This is a genomic window from Chitinophaga polysaccharea, from assembly GCF_902150045.1.
GTDB lineage: Bacteria > Bacteroidota > Bacteroidia > Chitinophagales > Chitinophagaceae > Chitinophaga > Chitinophaga polysaccharea_A.
Genome location: NZ_CABFVU010000001.1, coordinates 475,239 through 493,777, shown reverse-complemented (window position 1 = coordinate 493,777; position 18,539 = coordinate 475,239). Strand labels below are relative to the sequence as shown.

The following is an 18,539-nucleotide window of genomic DNA, read 5'->3' as shown; positions in this document are numbered from 1 at the left end:
TTGTAAGATTTATTCCCAACCGGGATTCTGTGGCCCTAATGCGGGATTGCGTTGTATCTGCGTGAGTGGAACCGGGAACAGGTAATGCTTGGGATCTACGAACTGCCTGCCGGTCATTACAATAATGTAGCCGTTGGCATCGGCCGCCATGTTGCTCACCTGAGAGGGCACTGCTGCCAGCGATTTCTTCATTCCTTTCACATCAGCGGCCAGCAGGCTGCCTTGTTTCCAGCGGATAATGTCGTACCAGCGTTGTCCTTCGCGGGCCAGCTCAATCCTGCGTTCCCTGCGTATCTCTGTGCGCAGGTCCTGGCCATTGGCAGCCAGCTCAGTGAGAAGCATCCTTCTCATGCCCACCCTGTCGCGGAGCTTATTGATAGTGATGTCTATATCTGCCTGTGTAAGTGTTCCCTGTTCCATCTTTGCTTCTGCATAGGTTAACAGCACTTCGGCCAGGCGCATTACGTGAATATCGTTCTGATCTTTGCTTACCTGCGATACAGTGCTTACTTCCACGTATTTGGTATAATAGTAACCGGTAATGGTAACACATCCAAGCTTATCAGATACAAATTTTGGCGCCGTAAAAATAGCCGGGTTGGTATTAGCAGGGTTGCCATCTTTTTTACCACCCCAGGCAGCGCCAGGCGCCAGGATGGTTTGCTTCATACGCGGATCGCGGTTTTCAAAAATATCAGCATAAGTGTCTTCCTTATACAACGGTGATTTGTCGATGGTAAGACCATCAGTGCAGAGATACGCATCTACCAGTGCTTTGGTAGGGTTGTAACGGGAGGCCTGGTCGGGCACCTGCGATTCACGGCTGATATTATGCATGCTCACATCAGTAAGGTTGATACGGGCGGCAATGGTTTCCTTATTTACGCCTGCACTGAGCTTGCCTTTGTAGGTGAACAGGTCGTAATAATCCTGCGCGGGTTTACCGGTGCTGTACAGGGAATATACGTTCAGGTCCATCACATCTTTGGCTGCTTTTTCTGCTACGTCCCAGCGACTATCGTACAGCGCCATACGGGCTTTGAAGGCCAGCGCAGTGCCTTTGCTGAAGCGGCCCAGGGTAGGGCCGGTTTGGCGTTCTTTTTTCATCATGCCGGCCGCTTCTTCCAGTTCAGATAAAATAAAGTCGATGATCTCTTTGCGTTTATTACGCGGGCCATACAGCTCGTCGATGTTCAATGGTTTGGTAACCAGCGGCAGATCGCCGAAGTAGGACACCAGGTTCATGTACATATATGCCCGGATGGTTTTGGCTTCACCGGCCATTTGGTTTTTTATTTCCTGTGATACACTGGTAGCGCGCTGGTAATTGGCAAGAAATACATTGCACTGGCGGATACCACTGTACTGACTTACCCATTCAGCATTTACTGCCGACAGATCAGGACCGAAGTTGCCGCTGCCGAAAATACGATAGGTATCTGTAGTGGAAGAGTTAATGCTGTTGTCGCCCATCTGGTCCATGGCGATGGTATTGTTATTTTTTACGTTGGCATAAAGGCCGTTCAGCGCCAGTGTGAGCTGTTCTTCAGTTGTCCAGTAAGTTTCATCAGAGATGGCATCCTGCGGGCTACGGTCAAGAAATCCTTTCCGGCAGCCGGTAGATGTTACTAATAACACGCAGGTATATAGCAATATCTTTTTCATAATTATTTAAAATTGATGTTTAAACCAAATACAAATGTTTTCACCTGTGGATAAAAACCTCCGCTGCTCACCGGTGTTTCGGGGTCGTATCCGTAAAAGAAGTTGGTAGAGGTGAACAGGTTGTCGGCAGAGAAATAAAGACGCAGGCGTTCTATTCTCAGCCTCTCAGTAAGACTTGCAGGAAGGGTATATCCCACCTGGATATTTTTTAACCGGAGATAAGAAGCATCTTCAAGCCAGAAGGTAGACAGGCGCTGGTTATACGAGTACCCATAGGCAAGCCGCGGATAGCTGGCATTGGGATTATCCGGTGTCCAGCGGTCCAGGTGTATGGGCTGGGGATTGGAGCCATCGTTAATAAAAGCATGGCGGGCGGCGCTGGTGATCCAGCCATCGGCTTTGCCTACTCCCTGCAGGAAGAAGCTGAAGTCAACACCTTTCCAGGCAATGTTTCCCTTTAAGCCGTAAGTATAGCGTGGAATGGCGCTGCCTATCACCTGGCGGTCGTCTGCAGCGGTGATCTTTTTATCACCATTCAGATCTTTGTAGATAATATCACCAGGCATCATCGGGTAGCTGGCGTCGTAAGGGAACAGTGGGGTGTATTTGTTGGTAGCTGCGTCGTAGGAGTAATCAGAGATCTGTGAGATGCGCTCTGCCACAAAACCATAGAATGCATCAATGGGCTGGCCTACGGTCCTGATCTGATCGGCAATGGTAGCCGGTGCATTGCCCAGGCTCATCACTTCATTCTTTACATCTGAGAGGTTGGCGTTTACACCATAGCTGATATCACCGATCTTGTCCTGCCAGCCTATCATCAGCTCCCATCCTTTGTTACGCACTTTCCCCGCGTTCTGATAAGGATAGTTACCGCTCATACCAAGTACGTCCGGCAACGGTACCCGCAGCAAAATATCATTGGTGTTGTTGATGTAATAATCTGCTGTTACATTTAAACGGTTGTTAAGAAAAGTAAGATCTAACCCGATATCCTGTTTGATCATAGATTCCCAGGTGAGCAGCGGGTTAGGAATACCGGTCTGGCGGTAACCAACGGTCAGCACATTGCCAATAGGCATAGTGGATACAGAGCTGATGGAGGAAAGGTATCCAAAATCGTCCTGTACTTTATCGTTCCCCTGCGTACCATAAGAGGCCCTGATCTTACCAAAGTTGATGATGTGTTCCAGTGATCTGAAGAAAGGCTCTTTACTGAACACCCATCCTGCTGATCCGGAGAAGAACCAGTTCCAGCGGAGATCTGCGGCAAAGCGTGTGGATCCGTCATAACGGAAATTACCTTCCAGCAGGTACTTATCGCTGTAGCCATAATTTACACGGCCAAATATGGATTGCAGCGCATTCTGCCCCGCATCTGAGCCATTCAGCTGGTTCAGCGTTCCGAGGTTGATGCTGCCGATATCCTGTGTGGGCAAATTGGTTCTGCTGGCAGTGAAATTGCGGCTCACTGTTTCTTCTGAAGAAGCTGCGGCCAGCGCTTTCACATAATGTTTCCCGGCAAACGTCTTTTCATATTCCGCCATCCCGATCACCGTCTGGTACAGGGCAGTGTAATCGCGGTTATCGATCTTGTTCGGGTTGTTGGTCTGGTAGATCAGCGAGTTATCATCCGGGCTATAGTAGTTGATGGTTTTGGTGAAGATCTGTCTGAAAGAATTGCTTTTCACCAGGCCATATTGTCCTTTTAAGCGGAAGTCTTTTGTAATATTCAACGTAGCCTGGATATTACCGGTGATCTCCTGTGAAGAGAAATCGTTGGTACCGCCGTCTGTTACAACGGCCACGGGATTCTGCTGGCCGCCAAGATATCCCCAGCCGCCGGTAGTGAATCTTACCGGCACCAGCGGGGAGATCTGGTGGGCCGATTGAATAGGGCCGCCGGAGCCGCTTACATCAAGACTGGACCCGGTCTGGTTCCTGTCTATATATCCCAGGTTGGCATCCAGTTGCAGGATGTCGAACAGCGTAGTGTTCAGGCGTAAACGTACATTATGTCTTTTGGAATTATAGTTATCACCGGTAATAAGCCCGCCTTGTTTCAGGAAGCCGTACGAGAGGTAATAGTTGATATTATTGGCGCCCCCGGAAAGATTCAGCGTATGACTTTGTTGCGGCGCCGATGATTTGTAAATTTCTTTCAACCAGTTGGTATTAGCATAGTAATTCGGGTCGCTGCCGTTTTTTGCAATGTCAATTTGTTCCTGGGTATAAGTAGGGTTGTTACCTGCATTTACCTTTGCTTCGTTCAGCAGCGTCATATAATCCACCGAGCCCAGAAAAGTAGGTAATGCAGTAGGTGTTTGTACACCAAAGTAGTTGGTATAAGTTAAAGAAGGCTTGCCGCTTTTACCTTTTTTGGTCGTAACGAGAATAACACCATTGGCGCCACGTACCCCGTAAATAGAAGAAGAGGCCGCATCTTTAAGTACAGATATGTTTTCGATATCGTCCTGGTTGAGGATATTAAGATTGCCACCGGGAATACCATCTACTACCACCAGCGGACCTGCATCATTAAGCGTACCGATGCCACGGATGCGGATCGTGTTTGCATCCGAGCCTCCGGGGATGGCAGTGGCATTCACAACGGTAACACCGGCCATCTGCCCCTGTAGGGCTGCAACAGCGGAAGTAGCAGGGCGGCCTTTGAAATCTTCACTGCTCACCATGCTTACCGCACCGGTAAGATTGGCTTTTTTCTGGGTGCCATAACCTACCACCACTACTGCGTCCAGGCCTACTGTGGAAGTTTTCAGATGTATGTTGTAATCTTGTTTAGGCCCTGCGGTAATGATGGTTTCTTCATATCCCAGCATTTTTACAGACAGTTTTTCGCCTGTGTTCACGGCAATTTTAAATTCGCCTTTGTCGTTGGTAATAGTGCCTTTGTTGCTGCTGAGATTCAGTATCCTGGCACCGGGCACAGGATTACCTTTTTCATCTGTAACAATACCGGTTATTTCTTCTGCCGGTGTAGTAACTACTGTTTGTCTTTTTACAACAATGGTATTTTTGTTGATGATGTATGTGAAAGGTTGTCCTTCAAAGCACTTGTTCAGCGCTTCTTCCACCGTGGCGTTCACCAGGGTGAAGGTTACCGGGCGGGCCTCCGCCAGCATCTCCGAGTTCAAAAGAAAATTGTAACCGGTTTGCTTTTTTATCTCTTTAAAAACTTCCCTTAACGGTGCTTGTTTTTCAGAAAGAGTAACTCTTTGCGCATAGGTAACTGCGCTTACCTGCAGGGAAAGAAAAATGATCAGGAAGAGGGATAGCTTAATAAGCCTGAGTGCTTCCCATGAAAGTTCACCTGCCTTTTTCAAGGCATGAGCATTACGCTTCATAAATAAAGTTTAGTTTACGAATTATTGACCTGGCCGATATGTTGTGGACGATAGGTTACTGAATGACAGTTATTTTTTCTGCTTCTACTTTAAATTGTACTGTTCCTGTTAGTGCCAGCATATTTAATACCTCTGTAACATTTTTGAAGCGGGAGATACTACCCACAAAAGATAATTTCTTTGTACCACTGCTATATTGTATATCCACGTTATACCAACGGCAAATTTTACGCATGATGGAGGTAAGGTCCTCATCATTAAAAACAAAATAACCATTCTTCCATGACATAGCCTGTTCTATATCTGCCTTGTTCACCTTAAAGCTTTTGTTGCCGGTGAATACGCCTTCCTGGCCGGGTTTTAGTATTACTTCTCCTGCGTGGTCGTTTCGCAGTTTTACTTTTCCTTCCAGCAATGTAGTGTTGATGCTGGCCTCATCTTCATAGGCCATCACGTTAAACTGTGTACCCAGTACTTCTACCTGCATCCCTTTTACCTTCACAATAAAAGGTTGCTGCTGGTTGTGCGCTATTTCGAAATAGGCTTCCCCTTCCAGTTCCACTATTCTTTCGCTGCCCGTGAACTGGGTCGGGAAACGCAACCTGCTTGCGGCATTCAGCCATATCCTGCTGCCATCGGGTAACATGAGATTGTATTGCCCGCCCCGTGGAATAGCCAGGGTATTAAATACTGTTATGGAAGATGCCTGTGTTTGATCTGCCAGCTGGTATACCAGCTGCCCGTTGCCGGATTTGTTCACTGTTGTATTGCCCTGCGCAGCTATCTTTCCTTCCGTGGCCTTGTTGAGGTCCACTTTGGAACCATCGTCAAGTATAAGCACAGCCCTGTTGCCACCGGGGGCAATGTCGTGTTGCAAAGGTTGGGTATCCCTGGAAGCCGCTGCCACGGGGTTATTTCTATGGGATAGCCGGTTATTCAGGTACAGGAGCCCGGATGCCATTATAAGCAGTATTGCTGCCGCTGCCGCTACTGCTTTCCATGGGAACAGCCTTTTCGCTTTTTCTTCCTGTGAAATACTTTCAGAAAGCCGGTTGTATATTTTTTCCTGTATTGCTTCGTCGGTTTCAGCATCGTCGGAAAAACAAAAGTCGTCCTCATACTGCTGCAGCCTGGCCAGTTCATCAGGGCTGCAATCCCCTTTCAGGGACCTTTCGTACAGGGCAAGGTATTCTTCTTTTGTCATCACAGGCGATTCATTTACTCTATAGAGACAAATATTTTTTCCAACACACACACTTTTTAAAAAAAAGAGTATTTTGTCGGAGTAGGAGAGGCCTGATCAGGTGTTATCCTGACAATCAACCAGGATCAATTTCTATATATTTCATGTTAATTTAACACGCAGGTAATTTTATTTTATCAATTTTTGTGGCATGATTAGGTGGGATGCTAATACGGCAGATGCTGATTTATGGCTTGCAGTCAGAGACGGTGAAAAAACAGCCTATAACCTGTTATTTAACCGGTACTGGGGCAGGATGTATCATACCGCCAATAAGATGTTGAATGATGCGGAAGCCAGTGAAACAATTGTGCATGATGTATTCCTTACATTGTGGTTGAAGAGGGAGGAGCTGCAGATTAATCATTTCCGTAACTATATTATTTCTGCTACACGTTACCACGTATACCGCGTATTGAAATCAAAAAAGGCATTCCAGGTAATAGAAGCAGAAGAGCATATGGCAGCCATCAGCAATGTTGCCGAGGAAAGAATAGAGGAACAATCTTTCCGCCGGCAACTGCATGCATCTCTCAGCAACCTGCCCAAACGCAGTAAGGAAATTTTCCTGCTAAGCCGCGAGGAACAACTCAGTAACCAAGAGATCGCGGAACGTTTGAATATTTCCAAAAGAAGCGTGGAAAACCAGATCACCCACGCATTGCAACACCTCCGGCTTTATCTGAAGCATTTACTGATGGCCGGGGTTATGCTGATCAGCCTGACATTGCCCAAAGAAGGGCACCGGGCCGCTACCGCCCGCCATATAACTGTATCTCTTTCACTGCTGCCTTACTGGTTTCCGGCTGAATATCGCTGATAAGATAACGGACATATCTTACTTCATTACTTTGAAAAAACACCGGCTGGTAATTCTGCCCGGAAACCCGCTCAGGGCTTTTTACACTTATCCAGTCGCTACCATTAGCGGATACAGCGATGCTGTAAGTATACCAGTCACTGTCTTTTCCCCATACAACGCGGCTACCGCTTAACCGGTATTTATTTTTCAGATCAAGGGTGATGCTTACCGGGAGTTTGCTCCGGCCGTATACCCATCCTGTAGCGGTATTGCCGTCAATAACCGCTGTAAGGTTTTCGCCGTCGGGTGTTATAATCACTGCTTTGCCGCTGAGTTTAATTTCCTGTAATTGCCTGGGGGCAGTGCTATCGGAATAATAAGCAGTAACTTTTTTTTCATCTTCGTTTATCCATTCCCGGTGTATGCCATCGCTAACGTATTGCCCCGATGCTGTAGTTGTTGTGATTACTTTTTGGGCAGGCTCCATACCGGTACTGTTTGCATAGATCCGGATATTCCCCGGGGTGGTGGTATGACGGATCACACCATAGGCAATGCCTCCTTCCGTTTGCTGCAGTGCAATACCTGCCCCTGGTATGTTTCCTCCTATCAGGGCGCCCTGGCCAGATACGCTGAGTTGAACCGCATACGACTGCCCGGCTTCCCGGTTGGAAACAAGTGTGCCGTCCTGATCGCACACTTTCACATAAAAAGGCGTCATAGAGGAGCCGTCTGCCAGGAAAGCAGTATGGCCTTCGGGGATTTCAATTTCCAGGTGATGCGGTTTGCCGGGCGTTTTCACAATATGCGTGCAGGTCGCTTTCCCGTTCATAATACCTATGGCTTTCAACTCTCCCGGCTCATATTTCCCCGTATAGAATAAAAAGTAGGGGCTGCCGCCTTTAGCGACTATAAACGGGGCTGTACGCGCGTTTTCAGCCCTTGTAATTTCGCCGCAGAACCGGTTGTTCCTGTATAGCTGTACTGCATCGCAATTGGAGAATATCATGATAGTACTGTCAAGGGCAGGCTGGTTATTATAGCTGGCAATGTATACCATAGGGCCATAGGTTGGATTGTGTGCATCCTGCATGGATTGAAGCTGGTAGTAGCTGAATTTTTCATAACGGTCCAGATCCGTTACGCCACTAAAGGCAGTAACAGGGTCGGAGCCCCTGGTATAATCGTTGAAACTCCATACAAAATAGCCGGCTATCCTGGGATTGGCATCCAGGCCGCCGTGATCCCAGTAGCCGCCTGCTGCTTCGGAGGTTTCGCCATTCAGGGCATTTTGCCGTAATACACATTGATTGATCAATCCTTTCTCCGTGTACTTCCTGCTGGCGCGCAGGCTGTTTTCTTTTGCAGCATCGGCCATCCAGCTATCACCCCATTCCCGGGTAATAAAAGGACGTGATGGCATCGGATCAGTGCCGTCTTCATTCACTACTTTATAGGAAACATTGTAGTAGTTTTTACTGCGTGCGTTGAAGTCGTCTGCCACGAACAGCTGGCCGCCGGGCATTTCGGCCCGGGCGGTTTGTACAGCCTGTTGCATCCATGCGGCGGTGGTGGGCGACTCATTGAGGGAAGTTTCCCAGAGGAAAACGGAAGGATGGTTGCGGTCGCGGCGGATCATTTCCCGGATATCGCGGTAGGTATTTTCTGTAAACGCCGTATCTTTTGAAAAGAACTGCCAGCCGGGCTCGCATTCAATTACCAGCAGGCCGGTTTTGTCGCAGGCCGCCAGGAAAGCCGGAGATGCAGGGTAATGCGCCGCGCGCACGGCATTAAATCCTCCCTTCTTCAACTGCAGGGCATCCTGGTATTGCATGTTATCAGCCGCGGCATCGCCGGTGTATTCATAAGCCTGGTGCCGGTTAGCGCCGCGCAGGTATAGTTTCTTCCCGTTTATGTAACATCCATCCGGGGCAAAGGCAATATTTCGTATGCCCGTATACGTTATAAGACTGTCTACGGCTATATCATCTTTATAAACAACAGATACCAGGTGGTACAGGTAAGGATGATCGGGATGCCATAATTGCGGATGATGTACCGTAAAGGATTGCCGGATCCCGGTATCGGTATTGGCAGGGATGAGTTGCCCGCTTACCGTTGCTGCTACGGTTACGCCGCCGGTATCCACCAGCATTGTTTTCAGCCGGACATTCACTGTGTTGCCGGAGGTATTTACAATATTGGTTTTTATATCGGTAACGGCAGTATCTGCTCCAACGGAAGGGTAAGTGATAAACACACCTCCTCCAGCTACTTTATCAGCTTCCAGGGGATCGGATATAAACACTTTTTCCGTCACTACGAGAAATACATTCCTGTAAATGCCGCCGAAGTAGTTAAAGTCGAGTTTCGACTGTGGCTTACCGGGCGGCACCCGGGAGTTGTCTTTATTAGATACCCTTATTGCCAGCACATTATCTTCCCCAATATTTACGTACCTGCTGATGTCCACCACAAATCCCATATACCCGCCGGAGTGGGTCGCTATTTTTTTACCGTTCAGGTATATCTCCGCATCGGTTTGTATGCCTTCAAAATTGATGGTAAGCCTTTTGCCGCGATAGGAGGAAGGCACTTTAAAATATCTCCTGTACCAGCCACTGCCCTGGTATACGGCGTTGCCGCCGTTGTGCTTTTTTTCGATACGCATTACGTGCGGGAGACTTACACCCGCCCAGTCCTTGTCGTTGAACAGCACCTGTTCCGCACCAGCGATGTCGCCTCTCTGGAAAGCCCAGTGGGTATTAAAGTTAAGAACGGACCTGCTATGCTGGGCGGATAAAACGAAAGGAAGTAAAAAGAATACCAGCAGGCCGGTAGTTAAGCGATGCATGAGAAGAATTTTGGTGCAAAAAAAATCCCGCTCATCTTTCAACTCGCGGGATTTTTCCTTGATTGTTATAGTTGTATTAATAACCCGGGTTTTGAGTCAGGTTCTTGTTCACATCTCTTTCCGCCTGTGGTACCGGCCAGAGGTAATCCCTGTTCTCAAGAAAGGTGCGTTGCTCTACAGTGATGTGATTGCCGCTGAGGGTAAGCTTGCCGTTGGTGGGATCCACTTTACCCAGCCTTGCACCATATACGGTACCGGATCTGACAGCAGTGCCTATTTTCCAGCGCTGTATATCGTACCAGCGTAATCCTTCCAGTGCCAGTTCCACCCTGCGTTCCCGTCTTACCAGGGTACGCATTTTATCAACGCTGTTGTATACGGTTCTGTCTACCACCGGCATGCCTGCGCGGGTCCTGACAGCATCTATCGCATCATATACTGTATTGTCGATCACGCCTGATTCAATCTGCGCTTCGGCGTATGTGAGCAGGATTTCCGCGTAGCGGATCACGATCATATTCAAACCGGTGTTCCACATATCCGTATAGTCGCCGAGGTTAGCTGTGAACTTCTTCGGTATATAAGCCGTTTTGGAGTTGTTATCCCCGTTGTAATAATCGCCGGAGGTGCTTTCTATGGAGTTGTAGTACTTACCCATATAGAGCTGACCTGGGCATACAATAGTAGCCGTTAAGCGCGGGTCCCTGTTATTGTACGGATCATTTTCAGTATAGCCTGAAGTTGGATCATCAATGGTTTTCCCGTTCTTCATTTCGTAGGCGTCTACCAGTGCCTGGGTAGGATCCAGGGAGCCCCAGCCGCCAAAGGAAGAAGAAGGCATTACACCGATATCGGCGTTGGGATAATCATTCTCTTTGTACTGCACATCAAGGATTACTTCCTTATTGTTTTCGTTCTGGATACGGAAAAGATCCTGGTAACTGGGGTATAACCCATAACCCAGCGCCATTACTTTTTTACAGTCGGCAATACATGCTGCGTAATTTTTATCATACAGCTCCATCCTGGCTTTCAGGGAAAGCGCTGCGCCCTGCGTGATACGGCCCACCTCGCTGCCGGAGTAAGATACCGGCAGGGTAGGTGCAATGGCTTCCAGTTCGTCCAGTACAAATTTGCGTACTTCGGTAGCGGATGTACGGGAAATGGTATTGGCTTCTTCAGTGCTCACAGTATCTTTAGCCAATGGCACATCTCCGTAAAGCTGGGTCAGGGTAAAGTATTGGTAGGCTCTGAGGAAACGGGCTTCTCCTTTATATTGAGCTTTTAAGGTTTCATCCATTGGTGTTTGGTCAATATTTTGCAGGAACCAGTTACACTTCTGGATGGTAGTATAACTCCAGCGTTTGGAAGCATTGGTGTTAGCGGGTGTAATGCTGCCATTGCCATAGTCCGTATAGCCTTCCCAGTAATACTGGCTGTACATGTTATCGCTTACAGCGTCCATATACAGCAGGGTGTAATCGCTTTCCCAGTCTTTGTAACAGCCGTTGAGTGCAGCAGTTGCGTCGTTCTCTGTCTTCCAGAGAAGCGTATTGTTATAGGCATCCAATGGCTGCCTGTCCAGGAAATCTTTATTGCATGCGGATTGAAGCGCAGCAGAGAAGAGTATTATATAGAGGATGTTCCTTTTCATGATGTTGATTGCTTTTCGTTAAAAACTAACATTTACGCCAAACGTGTGCACTTTCACCTGTGGGTAGTAGTAAATACTGCTGGTAATGGATGCTTCAGGATCTATCCATTTATACAGCCCGTCGAAGGTGAGTATATTCTGACCGCTATAGTAGAAGCGTACTTTACTGAGACCAATTCTTTTTATCACTCTTTCCGGCAGTGTGTAGCCAACCTGCAGGTTTTTAAGTCGCAGGTAAGATCCGTCCTTTACCCAGAAGGAAGAAGGTGTGCCGCTGGGATCATTTTGGGTAAAGCCGCTCCAGATGCGCGGTAAAGCAGCGGAAGTGTTTTCAGGCGTCCAGGTATCCAGTAAAGCAGAAGTGGGTTTACCTGCGGAGGAGCTTACACTGCCCAGTTTACCGGCATCGATATATGTTTTCACACCGGCAGCGCCCTGCAGGAAGATATTGAGGTCAAAGTTTTTCCAGGAGCCGCCAAGGTTAACGCCAAAGGTTACTTTAGGGAAATAGTTGCCCAGGTACACTTTATCGGCGCTATTGATGGTATCGTTGCCATCCTTGTCTTTATATTTCAGATCACCCGGTGCTGTTCTGTTGGTCTGGTAAGGCGCTTTGGCCACTTCATCAGCCGATTGGAAAATGCCGTCGGCCTCATATCCATACAGGGAGTTGATCGGGTAACCTACCTGTTTAAAGGTGTATCCGTCAATAATGGGCCCTGTACCGTGAAGGTCGGTTACTTCATTCTTAATAAAGGCTGCGTTAGCAGAAACGTTGTATTTGAATTCGCCTGCATTGCCTGCGTAGCTGAGTGAAAATTCCCAGCCTTTATTGAGCACGGAACCCGCATTTTGAACAGGCGCGTTCAGGCCATATACTGCACCAACCGGTACAGATAACAGGATATCAGACGTAAGCTTATGGAAATAATCTGCGGTGAAGTTCAGGTTTCCATCCAGGAAGCCTGCATCAAGCCCTATACTTGTTTCCGTGGTCGCTTCCCATTTGATGTTTTCATTAGCTCCGTTGACTGGTGCTACACCTGCAGCAATAGCAGCGGCTGTACCGCCAAAAGTATAGTTCTGGCTACCGTTAATGGTGGCAATATATGGATAGTAGGGATAGGTGGGGTAATTGGTATCATCAAATCCTGTGATATTCTGATTACCCAGCTGGCCCCATGAGCCTCTTATTTTAAGATTGGATACATATTTTTTTAAAGGCTCAAAGAAATCTTCCCTGTCCAGGTTCCAGCCTGCGGAGAAGGAGGGGAACAGGCCCCACCTGTTGTCTGGAGAGAAACGGGAGGAACCGTCATAACGCAGGTTCGCTTCAAACAGGTATTTGCCGTCGAAGTCATAATTTAACCGGCCAAAATATGACTGGAGCGCCAGCTGATAAGAGTAGCCGGTAGTTTTCTGTCCATCTGTTGAACCGAGGTTTACATCAGTAAGCTGGTTGTTCAGGAAACCTTTCCGGTAGCCGTCGTCAAAGCTGAATTTGGTCAGCTCCTGGGAGTAACCGCCCAGTATTTTGAAATTATGTTTATTGAAAGATTTGGTGTAATCCAGTAATGCCTGTTGTGTAACAGTATTGGCAAAGGTATTTTCATCTGTTACAGAGGTTGGCCCCTGGTAAAATGTTTTATTCCCGGCAGCATCATAATACTGCTGATCGGCAATGAACTTCTTGTTATGACTGATCTTCATTACATAGGCAAGGGAAGGTTTGAAATGCAATCCTTTTACAATTTCCCAGTCTGCGCCTACATTACCTACCAGGTCGTAGTTATTATATTTATTCAGGCTGTTTCCTTCCAGCCATGCCATGGGGCTACCATCAGAAATATAACCGTAGTGGCCATTTTCATATTTGTAGGGGATGGTAGGGGAGATGCGGTTGATCTGTCTTACCAGCTGTGTGAAATCGCCTGTGTAAGGGTTACTTGGCTCATTTCTGCCGGAAGAAGTAAAGGCAATATTACCGATCACTTTTATTTTCTCATTAATCTGGGAAGTGATGTTCAGCCTGCTGGTGTAGCGTTTGGCATTTGTTTTTTCCATAAGGCCGTTCTGGTCAAATAAACCTAAGGAGAAAGCATACTGGGTATTGTCGCTGCCGCCGGAAACACCTACATAGTGATTCTGTTGTAAGCCGTTACCCTGGTAGAACAGGTCGAGCCAGTCGGTATTGGGATAGTTGAACGGATCTGAGCCGTCTTTGAATTTCTGGATCTCCGCATCTGTCCAGCGGGGAGTCTTTCCTTCATTGCTCAGGGCCTGGTTGTATAGTGTAGCTGCCTGCCAGGAAGGTAAAAAGTTTGGTAAGCCTGTGGCATTCTGTTTACCTGCATAGCCGTTGTAAACCACCTGTGGCGGGCCTTTACGGCCTTGTTTGGTGGTGATGAGGATCACGCCGTTGGCTGCACGCGAACCGTAAATAGCGGCAGATGCTGCATCTTTCAGTACAGACATGGTAGCGATATCGTCCGGGTTAATATTATTAAGCCCGCTCAGGTTGGTCACTACGCCATCTATCACAATAACCGGGTCGGCATTGTTTAAGGTACCAATACCCCTGATACGGATCTTGGCAGCGTCGTTACCTGGCTGGCCGCTGTTGGCTGCTGTAACGGTGATGCCAGGCATGGTACCCTGCAGGGCGTTGCCCAGGCTGGTTACCGGCCGGTTGGTAAGTTGTTCTGTGCCGATAGAAGTAACGGAACCAGTAAGGTTAGCTTTTTTCTGTGTGCCGTAACCCACTACCACAAACTGTTTCAGCGCGCTTACATCGGGAGCCAGCGAAATATTGATCACTGTTTTTCCTGCTACGGGAATTTCTTTGGTGATATAGCCAATACTGGTTACCACCAGCACTGCATTATCGGGCACGTTTGTAAGCTGGAAAGTACCATCCGGGCCTGAAATAGTGCCTTTCTGTGTTCCTTTTATTACAATGGAAACACCGGGAACAGGCGCTCCGGCATCATCTGTCACCTTCCCGGTAACAGCCGGTGGAGGCGGTGTAGCTGCCGGCGCTGCAGCCGGTTTCTCGTTTTTTGTAATAAAAATAGTATTGCCCTGGATCTCGAAGCTGAGCGGTTGTTTTTGTAATACCGCTTCCATGGCTGCCTGCAGCGATGCGTTCTTTATGTTCACTGAAACAGGGGTACTGTTTTTCAGATCCTCTTTATCATAAAAGAAAACATAGCCTGTTTGCGCTTTGATCACATTCAACGCTTTCTGGAGACTCACCTCCCTGGCGGAGTAGGTCACCGTTTGGGCGCTGCCTGCTGCACTTACCTGTAGGGCGGCAATGAGCAGCATAAATGAAGTTAGCTTCATAACTAACAGTGTTTTGGTTGAGAGCCCCGCAAATTTCCAATATCTGCGGGTACCGGAATTACAAATAGCCTTAAGTTGCATACTTTTGCAATGTTTGGTTGAATTAATAAATAATGTTTACCGACTTGTTTGTTGATGAAATTGAACTATAGCCGGGGTAGGACGCCAATCTCAGCCCCGGTTTTTTATTCAATGCGCATAGTGCGCCGCTGGCAATAGCTTTGGTCTTTTCATTGTCCTGATTTTTTCATTGTTCATAACTATGGCTGGATAATGATCCGGTTGCCATTCTCGATCCTGTATTTGATACGTGTTTTTGTAAGCCCTTTTAATACCTGTGATAAGGTGAGGTTCCGGCCTATTTCCCCGGTAAATACCCTTTGGGGAATCCTGCCTTCATATTTTACTTCCACGTTGTACCAGCGCGATAACTGGCGCATAACAGCGGGAAGGTCTGCATCATTAAAAGAAAAGAAACCTGCTTTCCAGGCCATCACTTCAGAAATATCAGCGTGGTCCACTACCTGTATCGATGCCCCGTTTGCCATTACCCTGGCCTGTTGCCCCGGCCTGAGCTGTTGTTGCTGCTGTGCAATGTTCACCCGCACAGCGCCTTCAAGCAAGGTGGTATTGATACTGGCTTCATCTTTATATGCGTTAATATTGAAATGTGTGCCCAGTACGTCAATCGTGGTATTGCCTGCCTTTACCCTGAAAGGCATTTTTTCATTTTTTACCACTTCAAAGTAAGCTTCACCGGTAACGGTTACACTTCTTTCATTGCCGGTAAAGGCAGTGGGATAGCTGATGGAAGAAGCGGCATTCAGCCATACGCCGGTGCCGTCTGGTAAAATCAGCTGGTATTGCCCGCCCGGCGGGGTGCTCATGGTATTATAAAGTATTTTCCCTTCGGGGTTACCGGATCCGCTATAGGCCAGTTGCCCGTTGCTTAGCTTGGTGATCCGGGTATTGCCCTGCTGGGCCAGTATGCCGTTACCGGCACTGTCGAGCGTGATCTGGCTACCATCGGAAAGGGTAAGCACGGCCCTGTTGCCACCCGGCGCTATATCTTTTACAGGAGACGCGACTGCCACAGCCGGTTGCCTTGTTTGTTTGGATAAATAATAAGCGCCTGCGGTTAAGAGGATGATACAGGCGGCAGCCCACCAATAACGCTGCAGGAAATAGATACGGTTTTTAACTGGCAACATTACAGGTTGCCGTGCAGAATTATCGGCATCGAGTATTTCTTTTACTGCCTGCTGCCAGTAGGCGTGGTCGTACTCCGTACTGGCGGTGCTTTCTGTGGTTCCGGCGCCATGCCAGGTATCCAGCAGCCTCACTATTTCCCCCTGCTCATCACTGCTGATCAGTTGTAACAGTTCCCTGTACTCCGCAGAGGTGGCCCGGCGTAACCGTGCCTGTTCCAATAAGTATGTAAGTCTTTCTGATGTGGACAACGGCCTCGTTTTAAAGCATTCGGAATTCAGTTGATTTAACGTGGAACTGCCCAGTTACAGGAAGTCCCCTGCTTATACGTACCGTTAGCAGGCAAAGAGTACCTATGTCTTTCAGAAAAAAGTTAAAAAAAATATAAAACACCCCACCCGAGGAGGATCATGGGCAGGATAATACCTTTACCTGTAAGGTATTCCCGGATGAACCTGAGGGAACGGACCAGTGAATTTTTAACGGTTTGGGGAGAGAGCTTCAGCTCAGAGGCAATTTCCGCAATTTTAAGACCTTTCTCCCGGCTAAGCAGGTAGATCTTTTGCGCCTGGGGCGGCAACTGGAGAATGGCCCGCTTTACCAGCAGTGCAGTTTCTGAGAAAGCAATATTTTCTTCGGTAAAATTGGAATGAGCGGTGCTTTCCTGTGTGATAGCCCTGTTGGCCTTGTCACGTACACCCTGTTTCTGCAACCAGCTGTAACAGCGGTGGTACACCATTTTAAAGATCCAGTTGTGGGGAACCATTACTTCCGGCAGCTTTTCACGGTTTAGCCAGATGCCCAGGAATATTTCCTGTATAATGTCTTTCTCGGGGCCTTCTACCTGTATGATACGGGCAATTACCGGCCTGATCTTAGGAACATACAGGTGGAACAATGCTTCAAATGCAGATTCATCCCCCTCCGCAATCCGGTGGAAAAGTGCAGTTTCATGTCCTGTGTCATTATTCATCCGCTAAATCCAGTTCCCTTAAAATTAAATATCAGGCAATCTCTGTTCACCAGGTAATGAAATAGATGAACAGGCCGGTATAATCGATAAAGATGTATGTTGCAAAGTACGAAAATTTAGCGGTACCCTCCGGGATCCGCAACCAGGGGTGAAAAATTAGAGCAATAAGCCGCTTATTATATTATGCCCTTTTCTTTTTTAAACCGGAAGATCTCTTCCACTGCTTTTGGGTAGCCACCGGCTTCCCTGAATGAATAACTGATCTTTTTAATATTCTCCCGGTAAGCAGGATCATTCAATACTTTCTCTATTGATTGTTTTAATAATTCAGGAGTGAGGTTTTGCGCATCCAGTGAAATGGTGGCGCCCAGTTCTTCTGCTCTTTTCGCCAGCAGGGGCTGATCCGCCCCAAGTGGTATCGCTACAAAGGGAGTATTGCTGAATATCAGGTCGCTGATGCTGTTCATGCCTGCATGGGTAATGGCTGCATCGGTATATTTTAAAAGCGCGGATTGCGGTACATAGTTTCTCACAATAAAATTACCCGGTATATCCAGCTGCGACAGGTTCACCTGGTAGGCAGCCATCACGATCACCGCATCCATGTCTGCAAAACTTTTAAAGAAAAGACGGTACAGGTCTTCATTATAATTGCTGAACACTGTGCCAAGGGAAATATAGATCACGCGTTTACCATCCAGTTGTTCAAAAGGAAAATCCATATTTTCTTTTCTATCGGAAACAGGCGGCCCTACAAACTTAAAGCTGCTGTCAAAATCGTCTGCATCGGGTGCAAAGTACCTGGAAGTATATACGAGATTGATATCTCCCTTATTAAAAATAAGCTGCATGAAATTAGTGGGCATCTGTACTGAATAGGTATCGCTGATGTTTTGCATCACATGTGCGTAACTGTTCATCAGCTCCTGCATACCGGGAAATGGTTTATATCCGTTGGTATTGTCTTCCTTCAGGAATTGCCTAAGCCCGGCAAATACAGCATGGGAAGATACGGTAGGAAGCTTCAGCAGGGGAGCTATTACCTTTATAAAAGGAAAGGGTGCGGAGTGAATAATATAATCGAATTTCCGTCCCTGTATCTGGGATAAGATGCCGGCTATAATTTTATCAGCAGATGCAATGATCCGTTGCAATGGCCGTACAGGGCCCGCTGCGCCGTTTTTCGGCCGGTTATCCGTTTTTATGTTGAAGATGTCCATATCTTCCTGGTACGGGATAAATTCCGCGCCCGCCGCTTCAATTTTATCTTTAAAATCTTCCGAAGAAAAATATAAAATTTCCTCTCCCTGTTTTACCAGTTCTGATACCAGGCCTATTGTAGGGTTTACATGTCCATGTGATGGAATGCCGAAGAAAAGCACTTTTGACATATCTTATTGTATTGATCATACAGTAAGACGATCGGGCT

Annotated in this window: 10 protein-coding genes; 1 reads left to right on the top strand and 9 read right to left on the bottom strand. The window is 47.5% G+C overall.

Translation table 11 applies throughout. The features are described from left to right. Window positions 1-9: 9 nt before the first annotated feature. The 3 genes from FN124_RS01995 to FN124_RS01985 are packed head-to-tail and all read right to left on the bottom strand — an operon-like array spanning window position 10 to window position 6,234. Complete coding sequence (locus tag FN124_RS01995) at window positions 10-1,665, bottom strand: RagB/SusD family nutrient uptake outer membrane protein (RefSeq protein WP_221887712.1); 1,656 nt, start codon at window positions 1,663-1,665, stop codon at window positions 10-12. 2 nt (window positions 1,666-1,667) lie between these two features. Next, window positions 1,668-5,030 carry a TonB-dependent receptor gene (locus FN124_RS01990; RefSeq protein ID WP_142683118.1) on the bottom strand — a complete coding sequence of 1,121 codons (3,363 nt, stop codon included), beginning with the start codon at window positions 5,028-5,030 and terminating at the stop codon, window positions 1,668-1,670. A 55-nt stretch (window positions 5,031-5,085) separates the two neighbouring features. Next, the gene (locus FN124_RS01985; RefSeq protein ID WP_142683117.1) at window positions 5,086-6,234 is read right to left on the bottom strand and encodes a FecR family protein; all 1,149 of its coding nucleotides are present in this window, start codon (window positions 6,232-6,234) and stop codon (window positions 5,086-5,088) included. A gap of 190 nt (window positions 6,235-6,424) precedes the next feature. Between FN124_RS01985 and FN124_RS01980 the strand changes: the two genes are divergently transcribed. Continuing rightward, window positions 6,425-7,093, top strand: coding sequence for a sigma-70 family RNA polymerase sigma factor (locus tag FN124_RS01980; RefSeq protein ID WP_142683116.1), 669 nt, complete (start codon window positions 6,425-6,427; stop codon window positions 7,091-7,093). Here the strand turns inward: FN124_RS01980 and FN124_RS01975 are convergent. The 6 genes from FN124_RS01975 to FN124_RS01950 form a co-directional block, all read right to left on the bottom strand. Then, on the bottom strand, window positions 7,026-9,929 hold the full coding sequence (locus FN124_RS01975) for a glycoside hydrolase family 2 TIM barrel-domain containing protein (RefSeq protein ID WP_142683115.1): 2,904 nt from the start codon (window positions 9,927-9,929) through the stop codon (window positions 7,026-7,028). The genes FN124_RS01980 and FN124_RS01975 overlap by 68 nt on opposite strands. 76 nt (window positions 9,930-10,005) lie before the next feature. Further along, window positions 10,006-11,583, bottom strand: coding sequence for a RagB/SusD family nutrient uptake outer membrane protein (locus FN124_RS01970; protein WP_142683114.1), 1,578 nt, complete (start codon window positions 11,581-11,583; stop codon window positions 10,006-10,008). An 18-nt stretch (window positions 11,584-11,601) separates the two neighbouring features. Beyond that, the gene (locus FN124_RS01965) at window positions 11,602-14,928 is read right to left on the bottom strand and encodes a TonB-dependent receptor (RefSeq protein ID WP_185937058.1); all 3,327 of its coding nucleotides are present in this window, start codon (window positions 14,926-14,928) and stop codon (window positions 11,602-11,604) included. 260 nt (window positions 14,929-15,188) lie between these two features. Beyond that, entirely contained in the window at window positions 15,189-16,388 is a 1,200-nt protein-coding gene (locus FN124_RS01960) for a FecR family protein (RefSeq protein WP_142683112.1), read from the bottom strand. 122 nt (window positions 16,389-16,510) lie between these two features. After that, window positions 16,511-17,110, bottom strand: a complete 600-nt coding sequence (locus FN124_RS01955) for a sigma-70 family RNA polymerase sigma factor (protein WP_142683111.1) — start codon at window positions 17,108-17,110, stop codon at window positions 16,511-16,513. A gap of 176 nt (window positions 17,111-17,286) precedes the next feature. Further along, window positions 17,287-18,501: a macrolide family glycosyltransferase gene (locus FN124_RS01950; RefSeq protein WP_142683110.1), complete on the bottom strand. Its 1,215-nt coding sequence runs from the start codon at window positions 18,499-18,501 to the stop codon at window positions 17,287-17,289. Window positions 18,502-18,539 lie beyond the last annotated feature (38 nt).

Excerpts from the sequence above, each read along its gene's own strand:
- FN124_RS01995 (WP_221887712.1), bottom strand. The coding sequence starts at position 1,665 with ATGAAAAAGATATTGCTATATACCTGCGTGTTATTAGTAACATCTACC.
- FN124_RS01990 (WP_142683118.1), bottom strand. The coding sequence starts at position 5,030 with ATGAAGCGTAATGCTCATGCCTTGAAAAAGGCAGGTGAACTTTCATGG.
- FN124_RS01985 (WP_142683117.1), bottom strand. The coding sequence starts at position 6,234 with ATGACAAAAGAAGAATACCTTGCCCTGTACGAAAGGTCCCTGAAAGGG.
- FN124_RS01980 (WP_142683116.1), top strand. The coding sequence starts at position 6,425 with ATGATTAGGTGGGATGCTAATACGGCAGATGCTGATTTATGGCTTGCA.
- FN124_RS01975 (WP_142683115.1), bottom strand. The coding sequence starts at position 9,929 with ATGCATCGCTTAACTACCGGCCTGCTGGTATTCTTTTTACTTCCTTTC.
- FN124_RS01970 (WP_142683114.1), bottom strand. The coding sequence starts at position 11,583 with ATGAAAAGGAACATCCTCTATATAATACTCTTCTCTGCTGCGCTTCAA.
- FN124_RS01965 (WP_185937058.1), bottom strand. The coding sequence starts at position 14,928 with ATGAAGCTAACTTCATTTATGCTGCTCATTGCCGCCCTACAGGTAAGT.
- FN124_RS01955 (WP_142683111.1), bottom strand. The coding sequence starts at position 17,110 with ATGAATAATGACACAGGACATGAAACTGCACTTTTCCACCGGATTGCG.
- FN124_RS01950 (WP_142683110.1), bottom strand. The coding sequence starts at position 18,501 with ATGTCAAAAGTGCTTTTCTTCGGCATTCCATCACATGGACATGTAAAC.